Below are 19,893 nucleotides of genomic sequence, written 5' to 3' on the forward strand. Positions count from 1 at the left end.
TTGGCTGGGCGTAATTTTGAGCTGCATCTTTACAGAAATAAATAACAACAATAAATAACAAAATTTAAATACAATATATTATGAAAGCTCAACACACAAATACTTCAGCTAAACTTGCTAAAAAAACTGTTTTTGTTTATAAAAACGTTAAAGCTCAAAACAACTATCAAACTAATCCAACCGGTGATATGAGCCATACGGTAATGACAAGTTTTATCATGGAATTTTAATTTCATAATGAACTCATTTTAATAAATTATATCATCATATTTAACATTTAATACCATGAAAACTCAACAGACTATTAAACTTGCTAAAAAAACTGTTTTTGTTTATAAAAAAATCAAAAATCAAAACAACTATGAAACTAATCCAACAGGTGATATTAGTCATACTGTGATGACAAGTTTCATCATGGAATTTTAGTTTCCAAACTTACTGCTCCTATAGAAACCAAATCCACACGATCGTAACAACTAGCTGGATCGATTCTATCTAATTACTGATTACGATTAGATTTTAACAAACTGCTCTGTACATAGGCGAAGAAAGCTTCTTTATAACCTTCGCCAATTTGGATCATCTCGTTATTTACCAAACGGATTATATTTCCATCTACTTTTTTAATTGCCGCTTTAGCAACAATATTCGATTTATTAACCCGTATAAATGGGTGGTTTTCTAAGGCTTTTTCAATTTCCTTAAGTGTAAGATAGGTAGTGTGGGTTTCCGATTTAGTGATAATCTGTATATAATTCTGTAGCGCTTTGATATAAAGTATTTCATCAATGGCGATGTTAGAAAAAGCATATTTATGGTCGCCTTTAATATAAAGGGCCGCCACCTGATCAGCTTCTTTCGTACTAACCTTGGCATTATTTGCTTCCTTTTTTAAAATCCTATCAATACCTAATGCAAATTTTGCAAAGGAAATAGGTTTTAATAAGTACTGATCTGATTGTACATCAAATGCCTGCAGGGCATAATCAGGATGAGCAGTAGTGAAAATCAAATATTTTGCTTTTTCTCTGATATTTTTCGCCAGTTCCAATCCATTGATTCCTGGCATATCAATATCCATAAACAATAAATCAATTTCGTCCTCAATACTGATTTCAGTAAGTGCCTGGACAGGGCTGGTAAAAGTTTTAAAAACGGTTAAACCAGGCATTTCCGCAATGTGGTCAGTTAACACTTCAATTGCGTGTTGCTCGTCGTCTATAACAACGCATTTTAGATTCATGAGTATAAATATGTTTGTTTTATTTGATTTGAACGCAAGTTAAATAAAAATGAATTGAATTTTAACAAATGCACCCGAAAAACTTATTCCAGGTTTCGTCTAAAAAAAACATAGGTTTCGTGTAATATTCTGGGTAGTTGATGTAAAAAAATTATCTAGGCACCTTCTTTTTATAATCTTTATACTGTTTGCCAAAAACAAAATAATTAGCAGTGAAAGCTCCTAATTGTAAAAAACATCTGCCTGCCCAATCTTGTGTAGCCTGTAGATAATAAAATTAAAAACAGGCCATACAATACTGGGTTAAAGATTTATTAAAAACTAAAAACAAAAAAATACCGAAAGCAAAAGAAACATTCCCCTACATCTACCAAGCCTCCACATGAAACACAACGAATACGAGTATTTACTTAATAAAATCTACTACAAGGGGATTTTAAAAAATCAAGGAATCAATGCAGATATGTACCAGAGAATGCAAAATGAATATAGCAATCTTGATGGAAAAAACCTTGTTAAGGGCCAATTAGATGGCGAATACGCATTCAGAAAATCTTTTCTGGTTGTACGTAACTACGTTCAGCAAGCAATAAAAGATGGCATGAAGAATTTTCAGTTTACCATGCGTGCTACTGATATCAATAAGTTAACTTATATGATTGATATGTTGAACAGGAATTTTTTTGATAAACAAAGTTTAGACCAAATTATTATCACTGCAAATTCGGTATTTAACCAATACAATTTAAAAAACTAACTACCTATAACAGATACCATTATGGAATTGAAAGACGAAATCGGGCAGTTTGCCGTAAGAATTAAGAAAATGCTTCCACAAGTTCAATCTGAGGATTTAACAAGGAATGCGTTAGTTATGCCTTTTATCCAAATTTTAGGATTTGATCCTTCTGAGGTTCAATCTGAAGCTGTTCTAGACTTCGGAGTTAAAAAAAGTAAAAAAGTTGATTACACCATTATGAAAGATGGCGAACCAACAATTTTGGTGGAATGTAAACACCATGCTGAAAATTTAGATATCCATGATTCACGCTTATCTAAGTATTTCCGTAAAACAAAAGCTAAATATGGTTTATTAACCAATGGTTTGGTATACCGTTTTTACACAGAGAAAATGGTAAGATCAAAGAAAAATCAAGAACCATTATTCGAATTTAAAATAACTGATACTAAAGCGGCTACGATTGCTAAAATGATCGAAGACCATAAAGATTACTTCAATGTAGATCAAAAGCAGGCGCCAATAGCAAGCTAAACAATATTAATTTTAATCTAAGAGTTCCCGAAAATTTTTACCTAAAAGTCTTGATCTGATCAGGACTTTTTTTATGTCCCTTTTGTAAAAGAAAAGGGAGAAACCGATTCGGTTTCTCCCTTTAAACTATGGCAGGGTTTCGCAATTAAATTAATTCTACACTTCTGCTTACAAAAGCTGTTAATTCTGCACCAGTTAACATACCCTGTGCTAAAAGCGCTAAATCGACCGCTTGTTTAGCCAGGTTGCTTTGCTCTTCTCCTTCAGCTTTTAAAATCTTACTTACCAATTTATGGTTTCCATTAATGGCAACCTTATAATTGTCTGGCATTTGCCCATAAAAGCCCATTCCGCCACCCATTGCAGCCATATCTTTCATACGGCGCATAAATTCGTCCATGGTAATGGTAACTGGTAATTCTTCAGGGTGTAAAGCCACAATTTCTATATGCATCCCTGGTTTGGTAATGGCTTTTTCAAAAATAGCAGTTACTTCTTTTACCTGATCTTCTGTTAAAACATGCTCGTTCTGCTCATCTTTCTCAATTAATTTATCTGCAACACTCGAGTCAACACGTTTGATTGATGTTTTCTCTAGTTTTTGCTCCAATTGATTAATAAAGTGATTGTCGATTGGCGAATCCAATACTAAAACATCGTAATCTTTTTTATTGGCCGATTGGATAAATGCATCTTGTTTAGCAGCATCATTGGTGTATAAGTAAACCACTGTGCCATTCTTATCGGTTTGTAATGCGGTTACCTTCTCCTTATACTCAGGAAGTGTGAAAAGCTCATTTTTAGTGTTTCCAACTAAAGCAAAATCTTTGGCTTTATCATAAAACTTCTCTTCACTGATCATTCCGTATTTTACAAAAAGACCAATATCTTTCCATTTATCTTCGTAAGCTTTACGGTCTTTAGCAAATAACTCACCTAATTTATCAGCAACCTTTTTAGTAATGTAGTTGTTGATCTTTTTAACGTTGCTGTCGGCCTGTAAGAAACTACGCGATACATTTAGCGGAATATCCGGAGAATCGATTACACCGTGCAATAACATCAAAAACTCAGGAACAATATCTTTAACCTCATCGGTAATGAATACTTGGCGAGAGTACAATTTAATTTTGTTGCGCTGCATTTCGAAATCGTTTTTCAATTTAGGGAAATACAGTACGCCTGTTAAATTAAACGGATAATCAACATTTAAGTGGATCCAGAATAATGGTTCTTCACTAAATGGATATAATTCGCGATAAAAGTTTAAATAATCCTCGTCTGACAAATCTGCAGGAGCTTTTGTCCAGATCGGGTTGGTGGTGTTGATAATGTTATCAACTTCAACGTCGTTATACTTCGCTTTACCTTCTTCATCTACGCCATCTTCAACCGATTCTGTTTTAGTACCAAACTTAATTGGAACTGGTAAAAATTTAGCGTATTTATCAAGAATTTCCTGCAGTTTACTTTCTGCTAAAAACTCTTCCGAATCTTTGTTTACATGAAGGATAATATCGGTACCGCGAGTGGTTTTAGTGCCTTCAGTAATTTCAAATTCTGTACTGCCATCACAAACCCAACGTGCAGGTTCAGCACCATCCTGGTATGATAAAGTTTGAATCTCAACTAAATCTGCAACCATAAAGGCCGAGTAGAAACCTAAACCGAATTTACCGATGATTTCATTGGCATCTTTAGCATCTTTAAACTTCTCTACAAATTCACTTGCGCCAGAAAATGCAACCTGGTTAATGTATTTTTTAATCTCTTCGGCAGTCATCCCCAAACCGTTATCACTAATGGTAATGGTTTTTGCATCCTTATCAACTGCAACTTGCACCAATGGCTGACCAACTTCGCCATTAAACTGACCTAATGAACCTAGTCTTTTAATTTTCTGAACCGCATCTACTGCGTTAGAAACCAACTCACGAAGAAAAATTTCGTTATCAGAGTATAAAAACTTCTTAATTATCGGGAAGATATTCTCGGTATGTATCGAGATATTTCCTTTTTCCTGTATGCTCATATGTAAATAAATTGTTTAATCTACATCCTGCATAACAAGGCTTGTTCCAAAAGAATTTATTTGCCAAAATGACAGCATCCATAAACCCGTCATTGCCGATTCCGTGATCTGTATCTGGTTCCGTGGTATGTGTCCCACAGACCACTAGCTATTTTATTATTACACAGTTTAGATAATAATTCGGAAAGCAAAGCCAGTATTTCAGTCAATGTTCGTCCCGCTGTACCTTCTGCCCCGATGAAACCTGTGAAACAAGCAAGCACGCCATAAACAACAAAGATATTGCTTAAATCAGGGGCATTCGTGCCATCGGGTTTAGATCCGGTAGTGCTGTGCCAGTAGGTAAGGTTTCCGCTCATGCCGCCTATCCCATGATCTGTGTTTCCACTATGTTGTAAGTTAAACGCAGTAGTTGTCAGTCTGAGCGGAGTCGAAGACCTTTTAAGTAGCCAATGCCACGGTCTGTGTCTCACAGACCACTAGTTGCTTTTATTATTACAGTTTAATCATGATTTGCAAAGCAAAGCCTCACTATTACAAATTGAAAAATTACTCCCCCTCACCGTAAGCCAGTTCAATATCAATAAACTGAATAATCAGCGCGCAAATATTACCTTCAATATCAAAACCATAGTAAACGGGGTAGGTGCCATCGCCAAAACCACTTTGAAAAAATGGAATATGGTAATCAGTCCCCGGGATTTTCCAGTTGATCCAATCCCCACCTTCACGCTGATGAATAGGGTTTTCGGCATAATTACCTGCAAAAAGTGCCGCGAAATAATCATCGTACAGATTTTTACCTGGATTCTCTTTATTAAACCTGTCTTGAAATGCACAGAAATGTTTTAACGTTTCTTTATCCAGCACACAAGCTAAGCCTGCATCTACATTAAAACCAAAAAATTCTCCTTCGTTAAAATTAACGAGGTCTTCTGTGCCTATTAGCGCCTCTTCAAAGCGTATTGCATCATAAGCTGTAAATTGCACTTTAACGGCGGCATATCTGGCACAATCTTCACCGTCGGCAACCACTACGGCTGCAGTTACCGGAAATTCGCCTCTAGGCACTTTAATTAAATACGGTTCAGCATCTTTTTGGACATATACAAGTGGGTCTCTGACCAGAATTTCTCCTGTTGGAATAGAAACACTTCCCAGTTCTAGGTGATCTATTTTTTTACCAGCTACTGAGGTTTCCTCAAAATAATCATTCAAGTTATTGGGGCAGGCTAATAAATTACGTTTCTCGTTCCAGGTTTTTAACCATTCATTGCTTGGTATCATGGCAATTAAATTTGTTCGATAGGTAGGTAAATTTTATTTTAAAAAAAAAGCCAAGAAAATTTTAAAATCCTCTTGGCTAAATATTTTATTGTTGGATTAACTTAATTTAAAAGAAAACTTGGTTTATCTTCCTCCAGTGAAAGAATTTTTGAAATCTTTTTAAGCAATACATCCATTTGGAAAGGTTTAGATAAAAAATCGTCCTGACCATAGTTTAAGGTGGTAAAGTCTTTCGGATCGTATAAACCAGAAATCAGTAAAATGGGAATTTTAGAGGTGCTTTCAATTGATTTTAGCTGTTCGCAGAGTACGCGCCCATCGATATGCCCAAGAGAAATATCCAGTAAGATTAAATCAGGACTAAATTTTTCGATTCTGTTGAAAATTTCTTCACCATCATTTAGTGCCGAAACTTTAAATCCTCCGATTTCAAGTATTAATTGTATGGTTTCTAAAACCTCAATATCATCGTCTACTACCAGTATTCTCTTCATATGTGTTAGCATTTATATGCCGTTGAAAATATAACAAAAGTTTATGTTGTTATGTTTACAATCTTAAGGATATTTTAACAATAAATTTATAATAGCTAAAAATTAGACCTCAATTTTAACTCGCTTGTTGTACGATGCCTTCTTTATTTAAGATAAAATTAAATAACTCTTCGATGGGTTTCTGTAATATTTTCCCAGGCTCAATGCCGTTTTCTAATAACACCGAAATTAATGTTTCCTGGTAATAATAAGCTATAGAGCCTACAAAATGGCATGGAACGTTTTTGTGTTTAGGATAGTCTTTAACATTCGTATCTACAAATTCCTGAAAGCCAGTTCTCAAAATATCCTGGATAAATGGATGGTCTTTATGACTGGCCATGAAGCGGCTAAAACCTGCTAAATAGATATTAGGGAAAGGTTTTTGATATACGTTGGTAATAATCTGTTCCTTTTCTGCTGGGAAAGATTTTTTAAATTCTGCCGCTAAATTGGCTGGCATTTTATTGTACATATAACTTAAAAGTACTTTTTTTCCAAAGAAAGTACCAGAACCTTCATCGCCAAGTACATAGCCTAAGCCATGGTGCCCATCATGGATTTTCTTTCCATCGAAGTAACAGATATTCGATCCGGTGCCTAAAATACAGTTTAAACCTTCGGCATTTCCGCAGGTAGCATATACTGAGCCCAGAAGATCGTGATCAACTGAAATAAAAGCATTGCCAAAAACGGCCGAAAGGCCATTTGAGACTACTTCATGTTTGTCTGGCGAAGAACAACCCGCTCCAAAAAAGTAGATTTCTTTTACCTCATCAGCATATTGTAATAAGGGTTCATTTTTAGAAATCAGCTTGGTAATTTCTTGCTCACTTAAGAAATAAGGGTTTATTCCAGGAGTGCTAAATTTAATGGTTTCGCCATTGTGATGGCCCATCCAATCGGTTTTTGATGAGCCACTATCTGCAACAAGTATCATGGGACTAAATATAAAAATTAATTAGATAAATTTATATTTCCACTGATTTCTTTCAGGGTAGTTTCCGCTATTTTAGCTTGATATTGCATTTCTATGAAACGGTTTTTTGCATCAATAGCATTACGTTGGGCTTCTCTTAACTCTAAAGGGGCAATGCTGCCCAAACGGTATTTTGCTAAAGTAATGTCTAAGTTTTCTTTTGCGATATCGACATTCCGTTGTTCTAACTTAATCAGATCGAGATAAGTGCTATAGTTTTGGTATGCGGTAAGCAATTGCGAATTTACATCGAGTTTGGTTTTGTTTAAGGTTAAAGCCGAATTATCGATCTCTATTTTTGCATTACGTTCCTGTTGACGCTGTAGAAAACCATTAAATAAATTTATACTCGCCGTAACCCCATAGGTAAATCCATTTGCTGCAAATTTTTGGTTAAAACCAGTAGGGCTGGTGCTGTTTGCTCTGCTATAACCAGAGTTTAGGCTAACGGATGGATAGCGCGCCCCACGGATAGATTTTAAACTTAACGAAGCAATACGTTGATTAATAAATGCATTCTGCACACTCGGATTCTGTTGCTCGGCCATTTCGGCCATTTTACTAAACAGGATACCTTTATCTACATCAATGTTATTTGCAACTGAAAAGGAGGTGCCAATATCTCGCACCATCAATTGGTTTAACCGAACTTTAGCTACCTGTAAGGCATTCTTGGTCTGTAAGTAATTTGAAGTATCGGTATTGTAATCAACCTGCGCGGTTAATACATCCAGTTTAGAACCACGTCCAAGCTGTAATTTTGTTTTGGCAATACTGGTGCGTAATACCGAAACATCCATCGCACTATCGGCTGCTATAACCAATTGCTGCTGTCTTACAATATCATAATAGGCTGTAATTACATCGGCTACAGTGGTTAAAATGGTTAGGCGTGCATTTAATTCACCCTGCTTTTGCAGTTCTTTTAAGCGGTCGTAATTGGCAAACATGCTAAAACCATCAAAAATGGTCCAGTTTAAATCGGCGCCGTAACTGTTATTGGTACTTTTTGCTCCTGTAATAACCCGGTCAGGACCAGTTGCAGGGGTTTGCCTGGTGTTCTGGATACTTCCACCATTGGTATAACTTCCGGTTAAGTTAGGTAACATACCAGCATTGCCGATATTGGCATTGTTTTTTGCTATATCGATCTGGTTTTTACTGATTTTAATGTCGTAATTATTCTGTAAAGCAATGGTAATGGCTTCCTGCAAGCTCAACGTTTCCTGTGCAAAGCCCGAAAGGCATAAGCTTAGCAGTAGGATAAATATTTTTAATTTCTTGCTCATCTTATTCTTCTATATGTAAAGCTTCCTGTTCAAAACGATGGGCCTCTTTCAATTCTTTATTCGGTTTGTATGGTTTAGCCCAGTAAGAGTAAATGGCTGGGATTACAAATAAGGTTAAAACCAAAGAGAATAGGGTACCACCTACAATTACGGTTCCCATACTCATTCTACTTTTTGCTGCAGCTCCTAAAGCCAGTGCAATAGGCAGTGCACCAATGGCAATGGCCAAACTGGTCATTAAAATCGGACGCAAACGCGAAACAGCAGCCTCGCGTATGGCTTCGGGAATTGGAATGCCTTTTTCTTTTAACTGGTTGGCAAACTCAACAATTAAAATACCGTTTTTAGTTACCAGACCAATAAGCATAATAGTACCGATCTGGCTAAAGATATTCCAGCTTTGCCCACATAACCATAGTGATAAAAATGCGCCGGCAACGGCCATCGGTACGGTTAAAATGATGATGATCGGATCTTTAAAGCTCTCAAACTGCGCCGAAAGAATTAAATAAACGAGTAGTAGGGCCAAACCGAATGCGAAAAAGGTATTTGAAGAACTTTCTTTAAAATCTCGCGATTCTCCACTTAAATCGGTAGAAAAAGTCTCGTCTAACACTTTTTTAGCAATGGCATCCATGGCATCAATACCTTCGCCAATACTTTTTCCTGGAGCTAAGCCCGCCGAAACAGTTGCGGCGATAAAACGGTTGTTCCTGTACAGCTGTGGCGGACTACTTTCTTCTTTAGCAGTAACCACATTGTCGAGCTGAACCAATTCGCCCTTATCATTACGTACGTAAACCGAGCTCAAATCCAATGGGTCTTTCCGATCTCCACGATCGAACTGACCAATTACCTGGTATTGTTTACCATTCATGAAGAAATACGAGAACCTTTGACCACTTAAACCTAGATTTAAGGTTTGGGCAATAGCAGATATGGAAACGCCTAAGTTTTTGGCTTTATCCCTGTCGATGGTTAAGTTAATTTCAGGCTTGTTAAATTTTAGGTTCACATCCGAAACGGTAAATGTTGGATCTTTCGATACTGCATCCATAAATAATGGAATCTTCTCTCTTAGCTTTTCGAAATTTTGTGCCTGGATAATATAACTGATCGGTAATCCGCCACGGCGGCCAACAGAGATGGTTGGTTGTTGATTTACAATGGTTTTACCCTCGGTATATTTCTTTGTGATGCGGGTAAGCATATCGGCAATGTCTTTTTGCGAACGCTTACGATCTTCAGGATCAGTTAAACCCATCCTTACAAAACCAGAGTTTACCGAACCTGAGCCACCAAAACCTGGTGAGGTAATGGTAATGTTCACATTTTTTTCGGGAACAGAATCGAGGACCAATTGGTTCAGTTTCATAATAAACTGATCTGTATAGGCAAATGATGCACCTTCTGGCGTAGTGGCGTTAATGTTTATCGCACTTCTATCATCATAAGGAGCGGTTTCTTTTGGTAAAATCTTCCAGAATAAGAAAATTAAACCCATACAAACCAGAATGATCGGAACGGATAGCCATCTTTTATCCAAAAATTTATTCAGGTTCGATTCGTAGGCATCATTTAATTTTACGAAATAGGGTTCGGTCCAATTGTAAAACCTGGATGGTTTATGTCCACCTTTTTTCATCAGGTAGGCATTTAACATTGGTGTTAAAGTAAGCGAAACAAAGGCCGAGACCAGTACTGCTGCACCGATTACCACGCCGAACTCTCTAAACAAGCGGCCAACAAATCCCTGTAAGAAAATTACGGGTAAGAATACGGCTGCAAGGGTAATGGAAATCGAAATTACGGCAAAAAAGATTTCATTTGATCCTTTTATGGCTGCTTCGAAAGGCGACATCCCTTCTTCTACCTTTTTAAAGATATTTTCGGTAACCACAATACCATCATCTACCACCAGACCTGTTGCCAGTACGATGGCCAACAGACTCAAAACATTAATTGAGAACCCAAAGGCGTACATGATAAAGAAAGTGAAAACCAACGATACCGGAATATCGATTAATGGTCTGAAGGCAATAGCCCAATCTCTAAAGAAAAGGTAAATGATCAAAATTACCAGCACCAATGATAAACCAATGGTCTCGGCAACTTCCGTTACCGATCGTTTGATAAATAATGTATTATCTAATGCAACTTTTAGTTTAATATCTTGAGGGATATCGGCTTTTAGCTTATCAAAACGCTTGTAAAACTCTTTGCTGATATCGAGGTAATTGGCTCCCGGCTGAGGGATGATGGCGATGGCCACCATCGGTCTGCCCGATTCGCGTAAAATGGTTTCTTCATTTTCTGGTCCTAAAACTGCATAACCTACATCTTTTAATTTGATTACCTGGTTGCTATCTGTTTTCAGGATCAAGTTGTTAAACTCGCTTTCGTTGGTCAGTTTTCCTAAGGTTTTAACGGTTAGCTCGGTAGTAGCTCCGGTAATTTTTCCTGATGGAAGCTCTACATTTTCATTATCTAAAGCGGTAACAATATCTTGTGAAGTTAAGCCGTAAGCACTTAGTTTGTTCGGATCCATCCAGATACGCATGGCATATTTCCTTTGCCCCTGGATCTGTACGCTACTTACACCCGGAATGGTTTGGATACGGTCGGCAATTACGTTTTCAGCGAAATCACTTAACTCCAGTGTATTGCGTTTATCGCTCTGGATGGTCATCGATAAAATAGGGTCAGAATTTGCATCCGCCTTACTTACTACCGGTAATCCGTCAATATCTTTTGGTAAGGTACGGGCAGCCTGCGATACTTTATCACGTACATCATTGGCGGCTTCTTCTATATTTTTATCGAGGTTAAACTCTATGGTGATGTTACTTGTTCCCTGATTACTTGATGAAGAAATATTTCTGATCCCATCAATGGAGTTGATCGATTTTTCTAAAGGTTCGGTAATCTGCGATTCGATAATATCGGAGTTGGCCCCCGGATAAGAAGTTCTTACTGAAACTACGGTTGGATCAATAGATGGATACTCGCGAACACCCAAAAAGGTATAACCGATTATCCCGAATAAGACAATCAGTAAGTTCATCACAATAGCCAGAACCGGCCGTTTTATACTCGTGGTGGAGATACTCATAATTATTGTTTAACCAAATGAACTTTTACCGGAGCATCTTTTTTTAGCGCCATCGACCCGGTAGTTAATACGGTATCGCCAGCTTTTAATCCTGATGTAATCACAATATTTTCATCAGTACGTGTACCAGCTTCTACTTTGACCTCTTGTGCTTTTCCGTCTTTTTGGATGTAAACAATCTTACCTTTTAACACAGGTATTACGGCTTCATTAGGAATTAATATGGCATTTTGTACTGTATTTAAGGCTAGTTTAATTTTGGCGAAAGAACCGGGTAACAAGGCATTGTCTGCATTAGGTGCCAAAGCCCTAATCTGTAACGTTCTGGTAGCGGCGTTAATCCCAGGCTCTATCGCATAAACTTTTCCTTTATTTTCTCTCGAAGAGCCATCGGTAGTAAATGTGATTTCTGAATTCATTTTAATCTGCCCTGCATATTTCTCCGGAACTGAAAAAGTAACTTTAACCGGATTAGTGCTTACCAAATTGGCAATCACCGTTGCTGGTGTTAAATAGGTTCCTGTAGAGATACTGCGCAAGCCAACTCTGCCGGTAAAAGGTGCGCGGATAGTGGTTTTTGCGAGTTGTGCCCTGATTAATTGCGCTTGCGCCTGTAAAGATTTTAAATCGGCCAGCGCTGTATCATATTCTTCCTGGCTAATAGCTCCTTTGGCCAAAAGCTGTTTTGCCCGGTTTTCGTTTGTTCCGGAAAGTTTTTGCTTGGTTAGTGCATCCTGTAATTGAGCCTGTATATCTCTGTCGTTTACTTTAACCAGTACACTTCCTTTCGATACGGTTGTACCTTCTTGAAAATAGATACCGGTAACCAATCCTGATACTTCACTTTTTAATACAACAGATTCGTTTGCATCAATAGCCCCAGTTACCTCCAGGTCATTATCAAACGATACCGGTTTTACTACAATTCCATCAACTACCAATGGTGCAGAAGCGCCTCCTTTGCCACCAGGTTTACCTTTTCCTGCCCCTGCAGATGCTCCGCCTTTTCCTTCTAGTTTTTTATTCGCGTTAATTCTGTAATAGACCAAATAAGCCAAGCCTATAGCTAAAACAGCATAGATAATATACCTTTTCTTCATGTTTCTTTTTGTGTCGTGCGTATTCCGAACATTAAAATAAGATTAATATTCTAGAATTAGAGTGTAAAAATATTCAAATAGTTTAGTCCTAAATTTGTTGTATTAAGGATGTTACAGCTTTTCAGTTTGGAATTGGCAGTTTTCAGTTTGGAGTAAATCTGGCTGAGAATACAATATAATTGGCCTTTATATCCCCGTAACTAAGTTAGAGATGAGAAAGCCAATTGATTTCTAGGGTTAGATTGGCTAAAAAACAATCAACCATTAACCATCAACCGATCTGAGGGAAACAACTATTTTACATCGCTGCAGGCTTTTTCTTTCAAAACCTCGTCAATAAATCTAAATTTGCAACAAAACACAGTCAATATCAATATGTTTAACAAAAAATCGATTTTAAGTTTAGTTTTACTACTAACGTGTATTATGGCAGCGAAGGCGCAGGTGAAAATAGGCTTTGAGGTTTCTTTTAAAGAACCCCAGGCACACTATGCTGAAGTCCAGATGAATATTTCTGGCTTGGCAAAAGATTATGTAGATGTAAAAATGCCTGTTTGGACACCAGGTTCTTATTTGGTTCGTGAGTTTGAAAAAAGTGTAGAAGAATTTAAGGCTACTGCAGCGGGTAAAGCCGTAAAAGTTGAAAAAGTAAGAAAAAACACCTGGAGAATTTTTTCAGCAAAGGCTTCCAATATCCAGATCAATTACCGCGTTTATGCATTCGAAATCTCGGTGCGTACACCATTTATCGACGAGTCACATGCTTTCTTGTCTCCAACGGGGATTTTTATGCATCCTGATGGCATGATCAAGTCGCCAAGTACTGTAAAAATTATTCCTTTTAATACCTGGAGCAAAGTTTCTACTGGTTTAACGCCTATTGCTGGAGCGCAATTTACCTATAAAGCTGCCGATTTTGATATTCTTTACGATAGCCCCATTGAAGTGGGTAACCAGGATATTTTCGAATTTACAGCTGCTGGTGTTCGTCACGAAGTAGCCATGTACGGTGGTGGTAATTACGATAAAGAAAAACTTAAAGTAGATATGGCTAAAATTGTAGAAAAAGAAACTGCAGTTTATGGCGAAAATCCTAATAAATATTACCTTTTCATTGTTCATAATTTCTTAAAAGGTGGCGGTGGTTTAGAGCATTTAAACTCTACAACGTTAGGCGCTACAAGAAATGCTTACAATACTGCAGAAGGTTATAAAGGCTTTTTAGGTCTGGTTGCTCACGAGTATCACCACCTTTGGAATGTTAAACGTTTACGCCCGGTAGCATTAGGCCCTTTCGATTACGACAATGAAAACTACACCACCAACCTTTGGGTAGCTGAAGGATTTACTTCGTATTACGAAAATAAATATTTGCATAGGGCCGGCTTTACTGATATAAATGAATTTTTGAAAGATCTGGCTGGCGGTGTGGCTACGGTGTTAAATACCCCTGGTGCTAAATACCAGTCAGCTGCTTCATCTAGCTATGATGCATGGATTATTGGCTACCGTCCGAATGAGAATTCAAAAAACAATTCCATTTCTTATTATAATAAAGGAGAAGTAATTGGCATTTTAATGGATCTCGAAATTATCAACGCCACCAAAGGTGCCAAAAGTTTAGATGATGTAATGAAAGCCATGTATTTGCAGTGCAAAACCTTAAAACGTGGTTATACCGATGCAGAGTTTAAAGCAATGGTTGAAAAAATATCAGGAATAAATTTTACCAATTTCTGGGCAAAATATGTTAATGGTGTAGATGATGTAGATTATGTAAAATATTTCGCGTATGCAGGTGTTGATGTATCTACAGAAAATGCAACGCCTAAACCGGTTACTGGTGCTTCCGGACAGTTAACCAATGATGGTTTAGCGATTACTTCGACAACAAGAAATTCTGCAGCCTGGATCAATGGGTTAAATGTGAACGATATCATCTTGAGTTTGGACGATACATCATTGAGCGATGCATTATCAACCGTAAGGTTAAAAAGCCCGATGATTTCTTTGGATGTAATTCCTTTGGTAGGCAAAAAGAATATCGGCGATGTATTGAAATTAAAAGTTAAACGCGATGGTCTGGAAAAAGAAATTTCTTTAACCTTAAAAGAAAACCCGAACGTACGTTTAAAAGCAACCGTTAACGAAAATGCAACACCAGCACAAAAAGCAGTGTTAAAAAAATGGACAGGCGTATAGGCAGTTTGCAGTTGAAAGTTTTCAATTTACAGTTAATTTTAAATTCCATAAAAAAATCCCGTAAGATTAATTTCTTACGGGATTTTTTTATTTCAGATATTTGTTCAATACAAACCAGCATATGATAAAACATTTAGGATTTATATTTTGTCTTTTAAGCTTTTCTTTTTTAAACGATAAGCAAGGTTTTGTACAGCAAACTTCTTGTAAGGGTTATTACGATAAAGAACTGCACCTATACGTATATACAGAAGTTGATGAAATGCCCGAATTTCCTGGGGGAATTGCTAAATTTTATAAGTTTATCTCTAACGTACCACTAAAAGGAACAGATAAAGAGCCCTTGCAATCAGATGTTTTTCCAACTTTTATAATTGATACCTCTGGCCACGTCAAAAGCATAGGCATTTACCAGAAGCTACCTAAAGATTATACACAATTGGATCGTAACATGATAAAATTATTACAGGCCTGTCCGAATTGGAAACCCGCAAAGTGTAACCATAAAAAAGTCGTAATGAGCTATCGAACACGGATTACCTTTTGTTATACGAATTAAAATATTAAATTATAATTATAGCCTGTTTATAAAAAAAAAATCCCATAAGATTAATTTCTTACGGGATTTTTTTGTGGAATTTAATTTACGCTTAGCGCCCAGCGCCATGCGCTTGCCTAGAAAGTATATCTAAAGCCTAAACCGAATCTGCCAGCGTTAAAATCGCTATCGTTATCACCAATGTAAAGTCTTGGTCTCCAGTCTAAAGCTAATGCCAATGGCGCTCCAGAGAATTTATAATCTAAACCAACCATCGGAACTAAGTAAAAACTAGAACCACCGTCATACAATTGAATAGACGGACCACCACCTAAATACCAGTCTAAACCTTTTGCACCAGGGATAGATGAATTGTATTGAAGGAAACCTTGGATAATAGTAGAGTTTCCACCGAATAAAACTTCACCTTGAAGTGCAGCTTTAGGGCTAAAGTGATGCCTAACTGAAGGACCAACCAATGTAGCACCATCACCAAAGTCGATGCCTAAACCAAGTCCGGTTTTATAGTTTTGGGCTTTAACGTTTGTTGTAGTAAGGGCAAACAATGCAATGCATCCTAAAATTGTAAATAACTTTTTCATAATTTAAATGTTTTGTAAATAATTATCAGCCTAACAACTTTAATGCCGTTTCTGTTTTTTTGGTAAAAATCCACAGGGATAAAAAACAATGCTTGCATAGTAATTTTGTAATCACTAAGTTTATTTAAATTTTTTTACGAAAAGTAAATACAGCGTTTTATTAGCTACGAGGTATTATTTTCATTAAAAAGGCATATAGATGTTAATCTTTATGTTTGATTTTTTAACTTAACCAAATAATATACAATTCATATGGCGGCAGAAATTAAACGGGTTTTTGATCTTTTGAAATATAGCCTCGAAAATCCTAAGCAAGAATTCATCAGCGGAAAAATTAACGGAAAATGGATAAATTATAGTACAGCCGATTTTTGTACTGCCGTAGATAACCTAAGCCGCGGATTAATTAAACAAGGTATAAGCAAAGGAGGCAGGGTTGCTGTGATGTCGCATAACCGACCTGAGTGGAATATCGCCGATTTTGCAGCCAACCAGATTGGCGCCTACCAGATTCCCTTATATCCAACCCTGGCCGAGCACGATATCCAGTTTATCCTAAAAGATGCAGAAATTGCCATTATTTTTGTAGCCGACGAAGATTTGTATAAAAAAATTAAACCCTGTGCCGATGCCATAAACCCAGCCATTAAGATTTATAGTTTTAACGAAATTACTGAAGCCGAAAACTGGAGTACATTAATTGAATTGGGCAAAGCAAGTACAGATATTGATTTGGAGGAATATCGCGCTAATGTTGCCCCCGAAGATGTATTGACCCTAATTTATACATCTGGCACTACGGGTACACCAAAAGGTGTGATGCTAACGCATCATAACTTGGTAGCAAATTTTGTTAACTCGGCTGTGGTGATACCCGAAGGCGTTAAAAAAGGGTTAAGCTTTTTGCCACTTTCGCACATTTTTGAGCGGATGATCATTTATTTATATCTGTTTAATTATACAGGAGTTTATTATGCGGAGAGCATGGAAACCATTGTTGCCGATATTCAGCATGTAAAACCCAATGTGTTCTCTACCGTTCCAAGGCTTCTCGAAAAAGTGTACGATAAGATTATGGAGAAAGGGAAAGCATTAACCGGGGTTAAAAAAGGCATTTTCTTCTGGTCGGTAGCTTTAGCCGAAAAATATACAATTAATGCAGGTGCCTGGTATAATTTCAAATTGGGGATAGCCCGTAAACTGGTTTTTAAAAAGTGGCAGGAAGCACTGGGCGGTGAAATTGTAGTAATTGTATCGGGCGGAGCGGCACTAAATCCGCGTTTGGCCAGAATTTTCTGGGCCGCTGGTATGCCTGTTTTTGAAGGATATGGATTAACCGAAACTTCACCTGTAATTACGGTTAATCATTTCGGCGGAACCATGTTCGGCACTGTTGGTGAAGTAATTAAAGGTGTGGAAGTTAAAATAGCGCAGGATGGCGAAGTTTTAACCAGAGGGCACCAGGTAATGAAAGGGTATTACAACCGACCTGATTTAACTGATGAGGCGGTGGATAAAGAGGGATGGTTCCATACCGGAGATATTGGAGAACTGGTTGATGGTCGCTTTTTAAAAATTACCGACCGTAAAAAAGAAATGTTTAAAACAGCAGGCGGTAAGTACGTTGCCCCACAAATGCTGGAGAATAAATATAAAGAATCAATTTTTATCGAACAGATTATGGTTTTGGGTGAAAATAGAAAATTCCCTTCTGCGCTGATTGTTCCAAATTTCGAAACCTTAAAAACCTGGGCGGGAAGAAAAGGCATTACTTTTACCTCGAACGAAGAGATTATTAAAAACGAACAGGTGCTCACTAAATATAATGAGGTTATCGAAGCGGCAAATGTAGGTTTTGGTAAATGGGAGCAGGTAAAAAGATTTGCACTGTTACCTAAAGAGTGGAGCATAGATGGTGGTGAGCTTACCCCAAAATTAAGTTTGAAAAGAAAAGTAATTACCGAAAAAAACAATGAGGTAATCGAAAAAATATATAAAGATGCAGAGGGTTATAAGCAATAAGAAGCGGATTAAATTATCTGATTTTAAATGCGCTACATCTTTGTTGGTGGCATACTAACTAATATTAATCAGAGGCGGGTGTCTTCACCCGCCTTTTTCAATTAGTAAAAAAATAATTCATTTTTAAACAGTTCCTAAAATATCTTAAATATTTGTGTTTCAGCTTAAAACACTATGAATAAAATAATCCTCTTCATTTTATTGTTTACATCGGCAATAAATTCTTTTGCACAAGAAGCAAAACTTAATATCAAAAGTTTACATGCTAAAAATAATACAGTAACTATCCAAATTCCTGTAGATGATACATGGTTTTATCCAGCCAAAAAAGAAATTAAATTTGGCGATGATAGTACGGTAAACTATTCTTTAAAGATTAATAAACTTGCGTGGTTAAGAATTAACAATAATACCATATTAATAGAACCCGGCACTACGCATTTAGTTTTCGATAATGGTCTTTTGGTGCAGAGCGATAAAAATAAAGAAGGAATGTTGCTTTTTAACAAAAGAAATTCTGAGTTTTATCAATACAGGGCCAGAGATTATTATAAAAAAGATAGTACTGCAGCTGGTTTGTATCAATTGCTCGAAAATGATAAGAATGAAGCCCTAAAACCTTATGCCGAGCTATTTTCGAAACAAGAGATTTCGGTAAACTTTTATAACGAAATAAAAAGGTATTTTTCAACCGAACAGATAATTTTGCAAGCTGCTATCCCAATGATAGTTTTAAGTACAAAGCAAAAAATAAATAAAGATTTGGATAAAATGTGGGCAGATGCCTATAAAAAGTATTCAATGAACAATCTTCAGGATGCTTTTTACCCGGATTTTTACTACCATGCCAAATATTACGTAAGTACTTACCTCAATTATTACATCCCGCTAAAAAACGGAACTCAATTACCTAAAAGAGATGAGGACATTTGGCTTAAAAGTATATATAAAACCTTCGAAGATAATTATACAGGCAAAATGAAAGAATTTTTGCAGGCTACTTTTCTATATGAAGAAATGTTACAGACCAGGTATCAGAAAGTATTGGTCGATTTGTTCAATTCATTTAAAATAAGCTATCCTAAAAGTAATTTTACGCCATATTTGCAACCAATGGTCAATGAAATTATAACCTACCATAATAAGGTGAAAAACGATTTTGAACCTGAACAAAAAATATTGGCCAACTACGATAAATTTAATAGCCTGGATAGTTTAATTGGCCAATTTAAAGACAAAACTGTATTTGTTGATATTTGGGCAACCTGGTGTGGGCCATGTAAACAAGAATTTGAATATAGTAAAGACCTGGAGAAATTTCTCAAAGCCAAACAGGTTGACATGCTTTTTATCTCTATAGATAAAGATGATGCAGCACAGCAATGGAAAGAGATGATAAAATATTATAAACTTTCTGGCAATCATGTTCGGACTAATCAAGCCTTGAGAAAAGATTTGAGTGATAAACTGGGGAAAAGCGGGAGTTTTGGAATACCGCGTTATTTAATTATTAAAAATGGTAAATTAGTTGTTGCTGTTGCTTTAAGGCCAAGTGATAAAGAAAAATTATATGCGCAGATTAGTAAATATTTATAACCCTTAGAAACAAATATTTTCTATCTGAAAACTAAGCTTAAAAAAGAAAAGTAATTACCGGGAAAAACAATGAGGTAATTGAAAA

The 19,893-nt window shown here is 36.7% G+C and carries 17 protein-coding genes; 8 read left to right on the top strand and 9 right to left on the bottom strand.

What is annotated here, in order from left to right; genetic code table 11:
- Window positions 1-80 precede the first annotated feature (80 nt).
- Both AC07VK_RS09515 and AC07VK_RS09520 read left to right on the top strand, forming a co-directional pair.
- A complete protein-coding gene (locus AC07VK_RS09515; RefSeq protein WP_426326291.1) occupies window positions 81-230 on the top strand; it encodes a hypothetical protein in 150 nt (49 codons plus the stop codon).
- 55 nt (window positions 231-285) lie between these two features.
- Entirely contained in the window at window positions 286-426 is a 141-nt protein-coding gene (locus AC07VK_RS09520) for a hypothetical protein (RefSeq protein WP_426326290.1), read from the top strand.
- 73 nt (window positions 427-499) lie between these two features.
- Here AC07VK_RS09520 and AC07VK_RS09525 read toward each other — a convergent pair whose 3' ends face one another.
- Window positions 500-1,243, bottom strand: a complete 744-nt coding sequence (locus tag AC07VK_RS09525; RefSeq protein WP_492954190.1) for a LytR/AlgR family response regulator transcription factor — start codon at window positions 1,241-1,243, stop codon at window positions 500-502.
- 382 nt (window positions 1,244-1,625) lie between these two features.
- Here AC07VK_RS09525 and AC07VK_RS09530 point away from each other — a divergent pair, with 382 nt between their 5' ends.
- Entirely contained in the window at window positions 1,626-2,000 is a 375-nt protein-coding gene (locus AC07VK_RS09530; protein WP_492954189.1) for a hypothetical protein, read from the top strand.
- 21 nt (window positions 2,001-2,021) lie between these two features.
- Window positions 2,022-2,516, top strand: a complete 495-nt coding sequence (locus tag AC07VK_RS09535) for a type I restriction enzyme HsdR N-terminal domain-containing protein (RefSeq protein WP_057933126.1) — start codon at window positions 2,022-2,024, stop codon at window positions 2,514-2,516.
- 145 nt (window positions 2,517-2,661) lie between these two features.
- On the opposite strand, the gene htpG is transcribed toward AC07VK_RS09535, so the two are convergent.
- From htpG to AC07VK_RS09570, 7 genes are all read right to left on the bottom strand, one after another.
- Window positions 2,662-4,548: a molecular chaperone HtpG gene (gene htpG, locus AC07VK_RS09540; protein WP_492954188.1), complete on the bottom strand. Its 1,887-nt coding sequence runs from the start codon at window positions 4,546-4,548 to the stop codon at window positions 2,662-2,664.
- A gap of 549 nt (window positions 4,549-5,097) precedes the next feature.
- The gene (locus tag AC07VK_RS09545) at window positions 5,098-5,835 is read right to left on the bottom strand and encodes a DUF4241 domain-containing protein (RefSeq protein WP_492960080.1); all 738 of its coding nucleotides are present in this window, start codon (window positions 5,833-5,835) and stop codon (window positions 5,098-5,100) included.
- 101 nt (window positions 5,836-5,936) lie between these two features.
- Window positions 5,937-6,329 carry a response regulator gene (locus tag AC07VK_RS09550; protein ID WP_230144492.1) on the bottom strand — a complete coding sequence of 131 codons (393 nt, stop codon included), beginning with the start codon at window positions 6,327-6,329 and terminating at the stop codon, window positions 5,937-5,939.
- Between the two features lie 115 nt (window positions 6,330-6,444).
- Window positions 6,445-7,308, bottom strand: coding sequence for an N-acetylglucosamine kinase (locus AC07VK_RS09555; protein ID WP_492954186.1), 864 nt, complete (start codon window positions 7,306-7,308; stop codon window positions 6,445-6,447).
- 17 nt (window positions 7,309-7,325) lie between these two features.
- On the bottom strand, window positions 7,326-8,636 hold the full coding sequence (locus AC07VK_RS09560) for a TolC family protein (protein WP_492960082.1): 1,311 nt from the start codon (window positions 8,634-8,636) through the stop codon (window positions 7,326-7,328).
- Between the two features lies 1 nt (window position 8,637).
- Window positions 8,638-11,748, bottom strand: a complete 3,111-nt coding sequence (locus AC07VK_RS09565; RefSeq protein WP_492954184.1) for an efflux RND transporter permease subunit — start codon at window positions 11,746-11,748, stop codon at window positions 8,638-8,640.
- A gap of 2 nt (window positions 11,749-11,750) precedes the next feature.
- The gene (locus tag AC07VK_RS09570) at window positions 11,751-12,848 is read right to left on the bottom strand and encodes an efflux RND transporter periplasmic adaptor subunit (protein WP_492960084.1); all 1,098 of its coding nucleotides are present in this window, start codon (window positions 12,846-12,848) and stop codon (window positions 11,751-11,753) included.
- Between the two features lie 375 nt (window positions 12,849-13,223).
- Here AC07VK_RS09570 and AC07VK_RS09575 point away from each other — a divergent pair, with 375 nt between their 5' ends.
- Together AC07VK_RS09575 and AC07VK_RS09580 are read left to right on the top strand one after the other, a co-directional pair.
- On the top strand, window positions 13,224-15,050 hold the full coding sequence (locus AC07VK_RS09575; protein WP_494939798.1) for a M61 family metallopeptidase: 1,827 nt from the start codon (window positions 13,224-13,226) through the stop codon (window positions 15,048-15,050).
- A gap of 121 nt (window positions 15,051-15,171) precedes the next feature.
- Window positions 15,172-15,609, top strand: coding sequence for a hypothetical protein (locus tag AC07VK_RS09580; protein ID WP_492960088.1), 438 nt, complete (start codon window positions 15,172-15,174; stop codon window positions 15,607-15,609).
- 116 nt (window positions 15,610-15,725) lie between these two features.
- Here the strand turns inward: AC07VK_RS09580 and AC07VK_RS09585 are convergent, their stop codons facing one another.
- Window positions 15,726-16,190, bottom strand: coding sequence for a hypothetical protein (locus AC07VK_RS09585; RefSeq protein WP_057933119.1), 465 nt, complete (start codon window positions 16,188-16,190; stop codon window positions 15,726-15,728).
- 252 nt (window positions 16,191-16,442) lie between these two features.
- On the opposite strand from AC07VK_RS09585, the gene AC07VK_RS09590 reads away from it, so the two are divergent.
- Both AC07VK_RS09590 and AC07VK_RS09595 read left to right on the top strand, forming a co-directional pair.
- Window positions 16,443-18,212: an AMP-dependent synthetase/ligase gene (locus AC07VK_RS09590; RefSeq protein ID WP_492960090.1), complete on the top strand. Its 1,770-nt coding sequence runs from the start codon at window positions 16,443-16,445 to the stop codon at window positions 18,210-18,212.
- A 174-nt stretch (window positions 18,213-18,386) separates the two neighbouring features.
- Window positions 18,387-19,808, top strand: coding sequence for a TlpA family protein disulfide reductase (locus tag AC07VK_RS09595; RefSeq protein WP_492960092.1), 1,422 nt, complete (start codon window positions 18,387-18,389; stop codon window positions 19,806-19,808).
- Window positions 19,809-19,893: the final 85 nt, after the last annotated feature.

This window comes from Pedobacter sp. GW821-FHT01D05, from assembly GCF_059422505.1.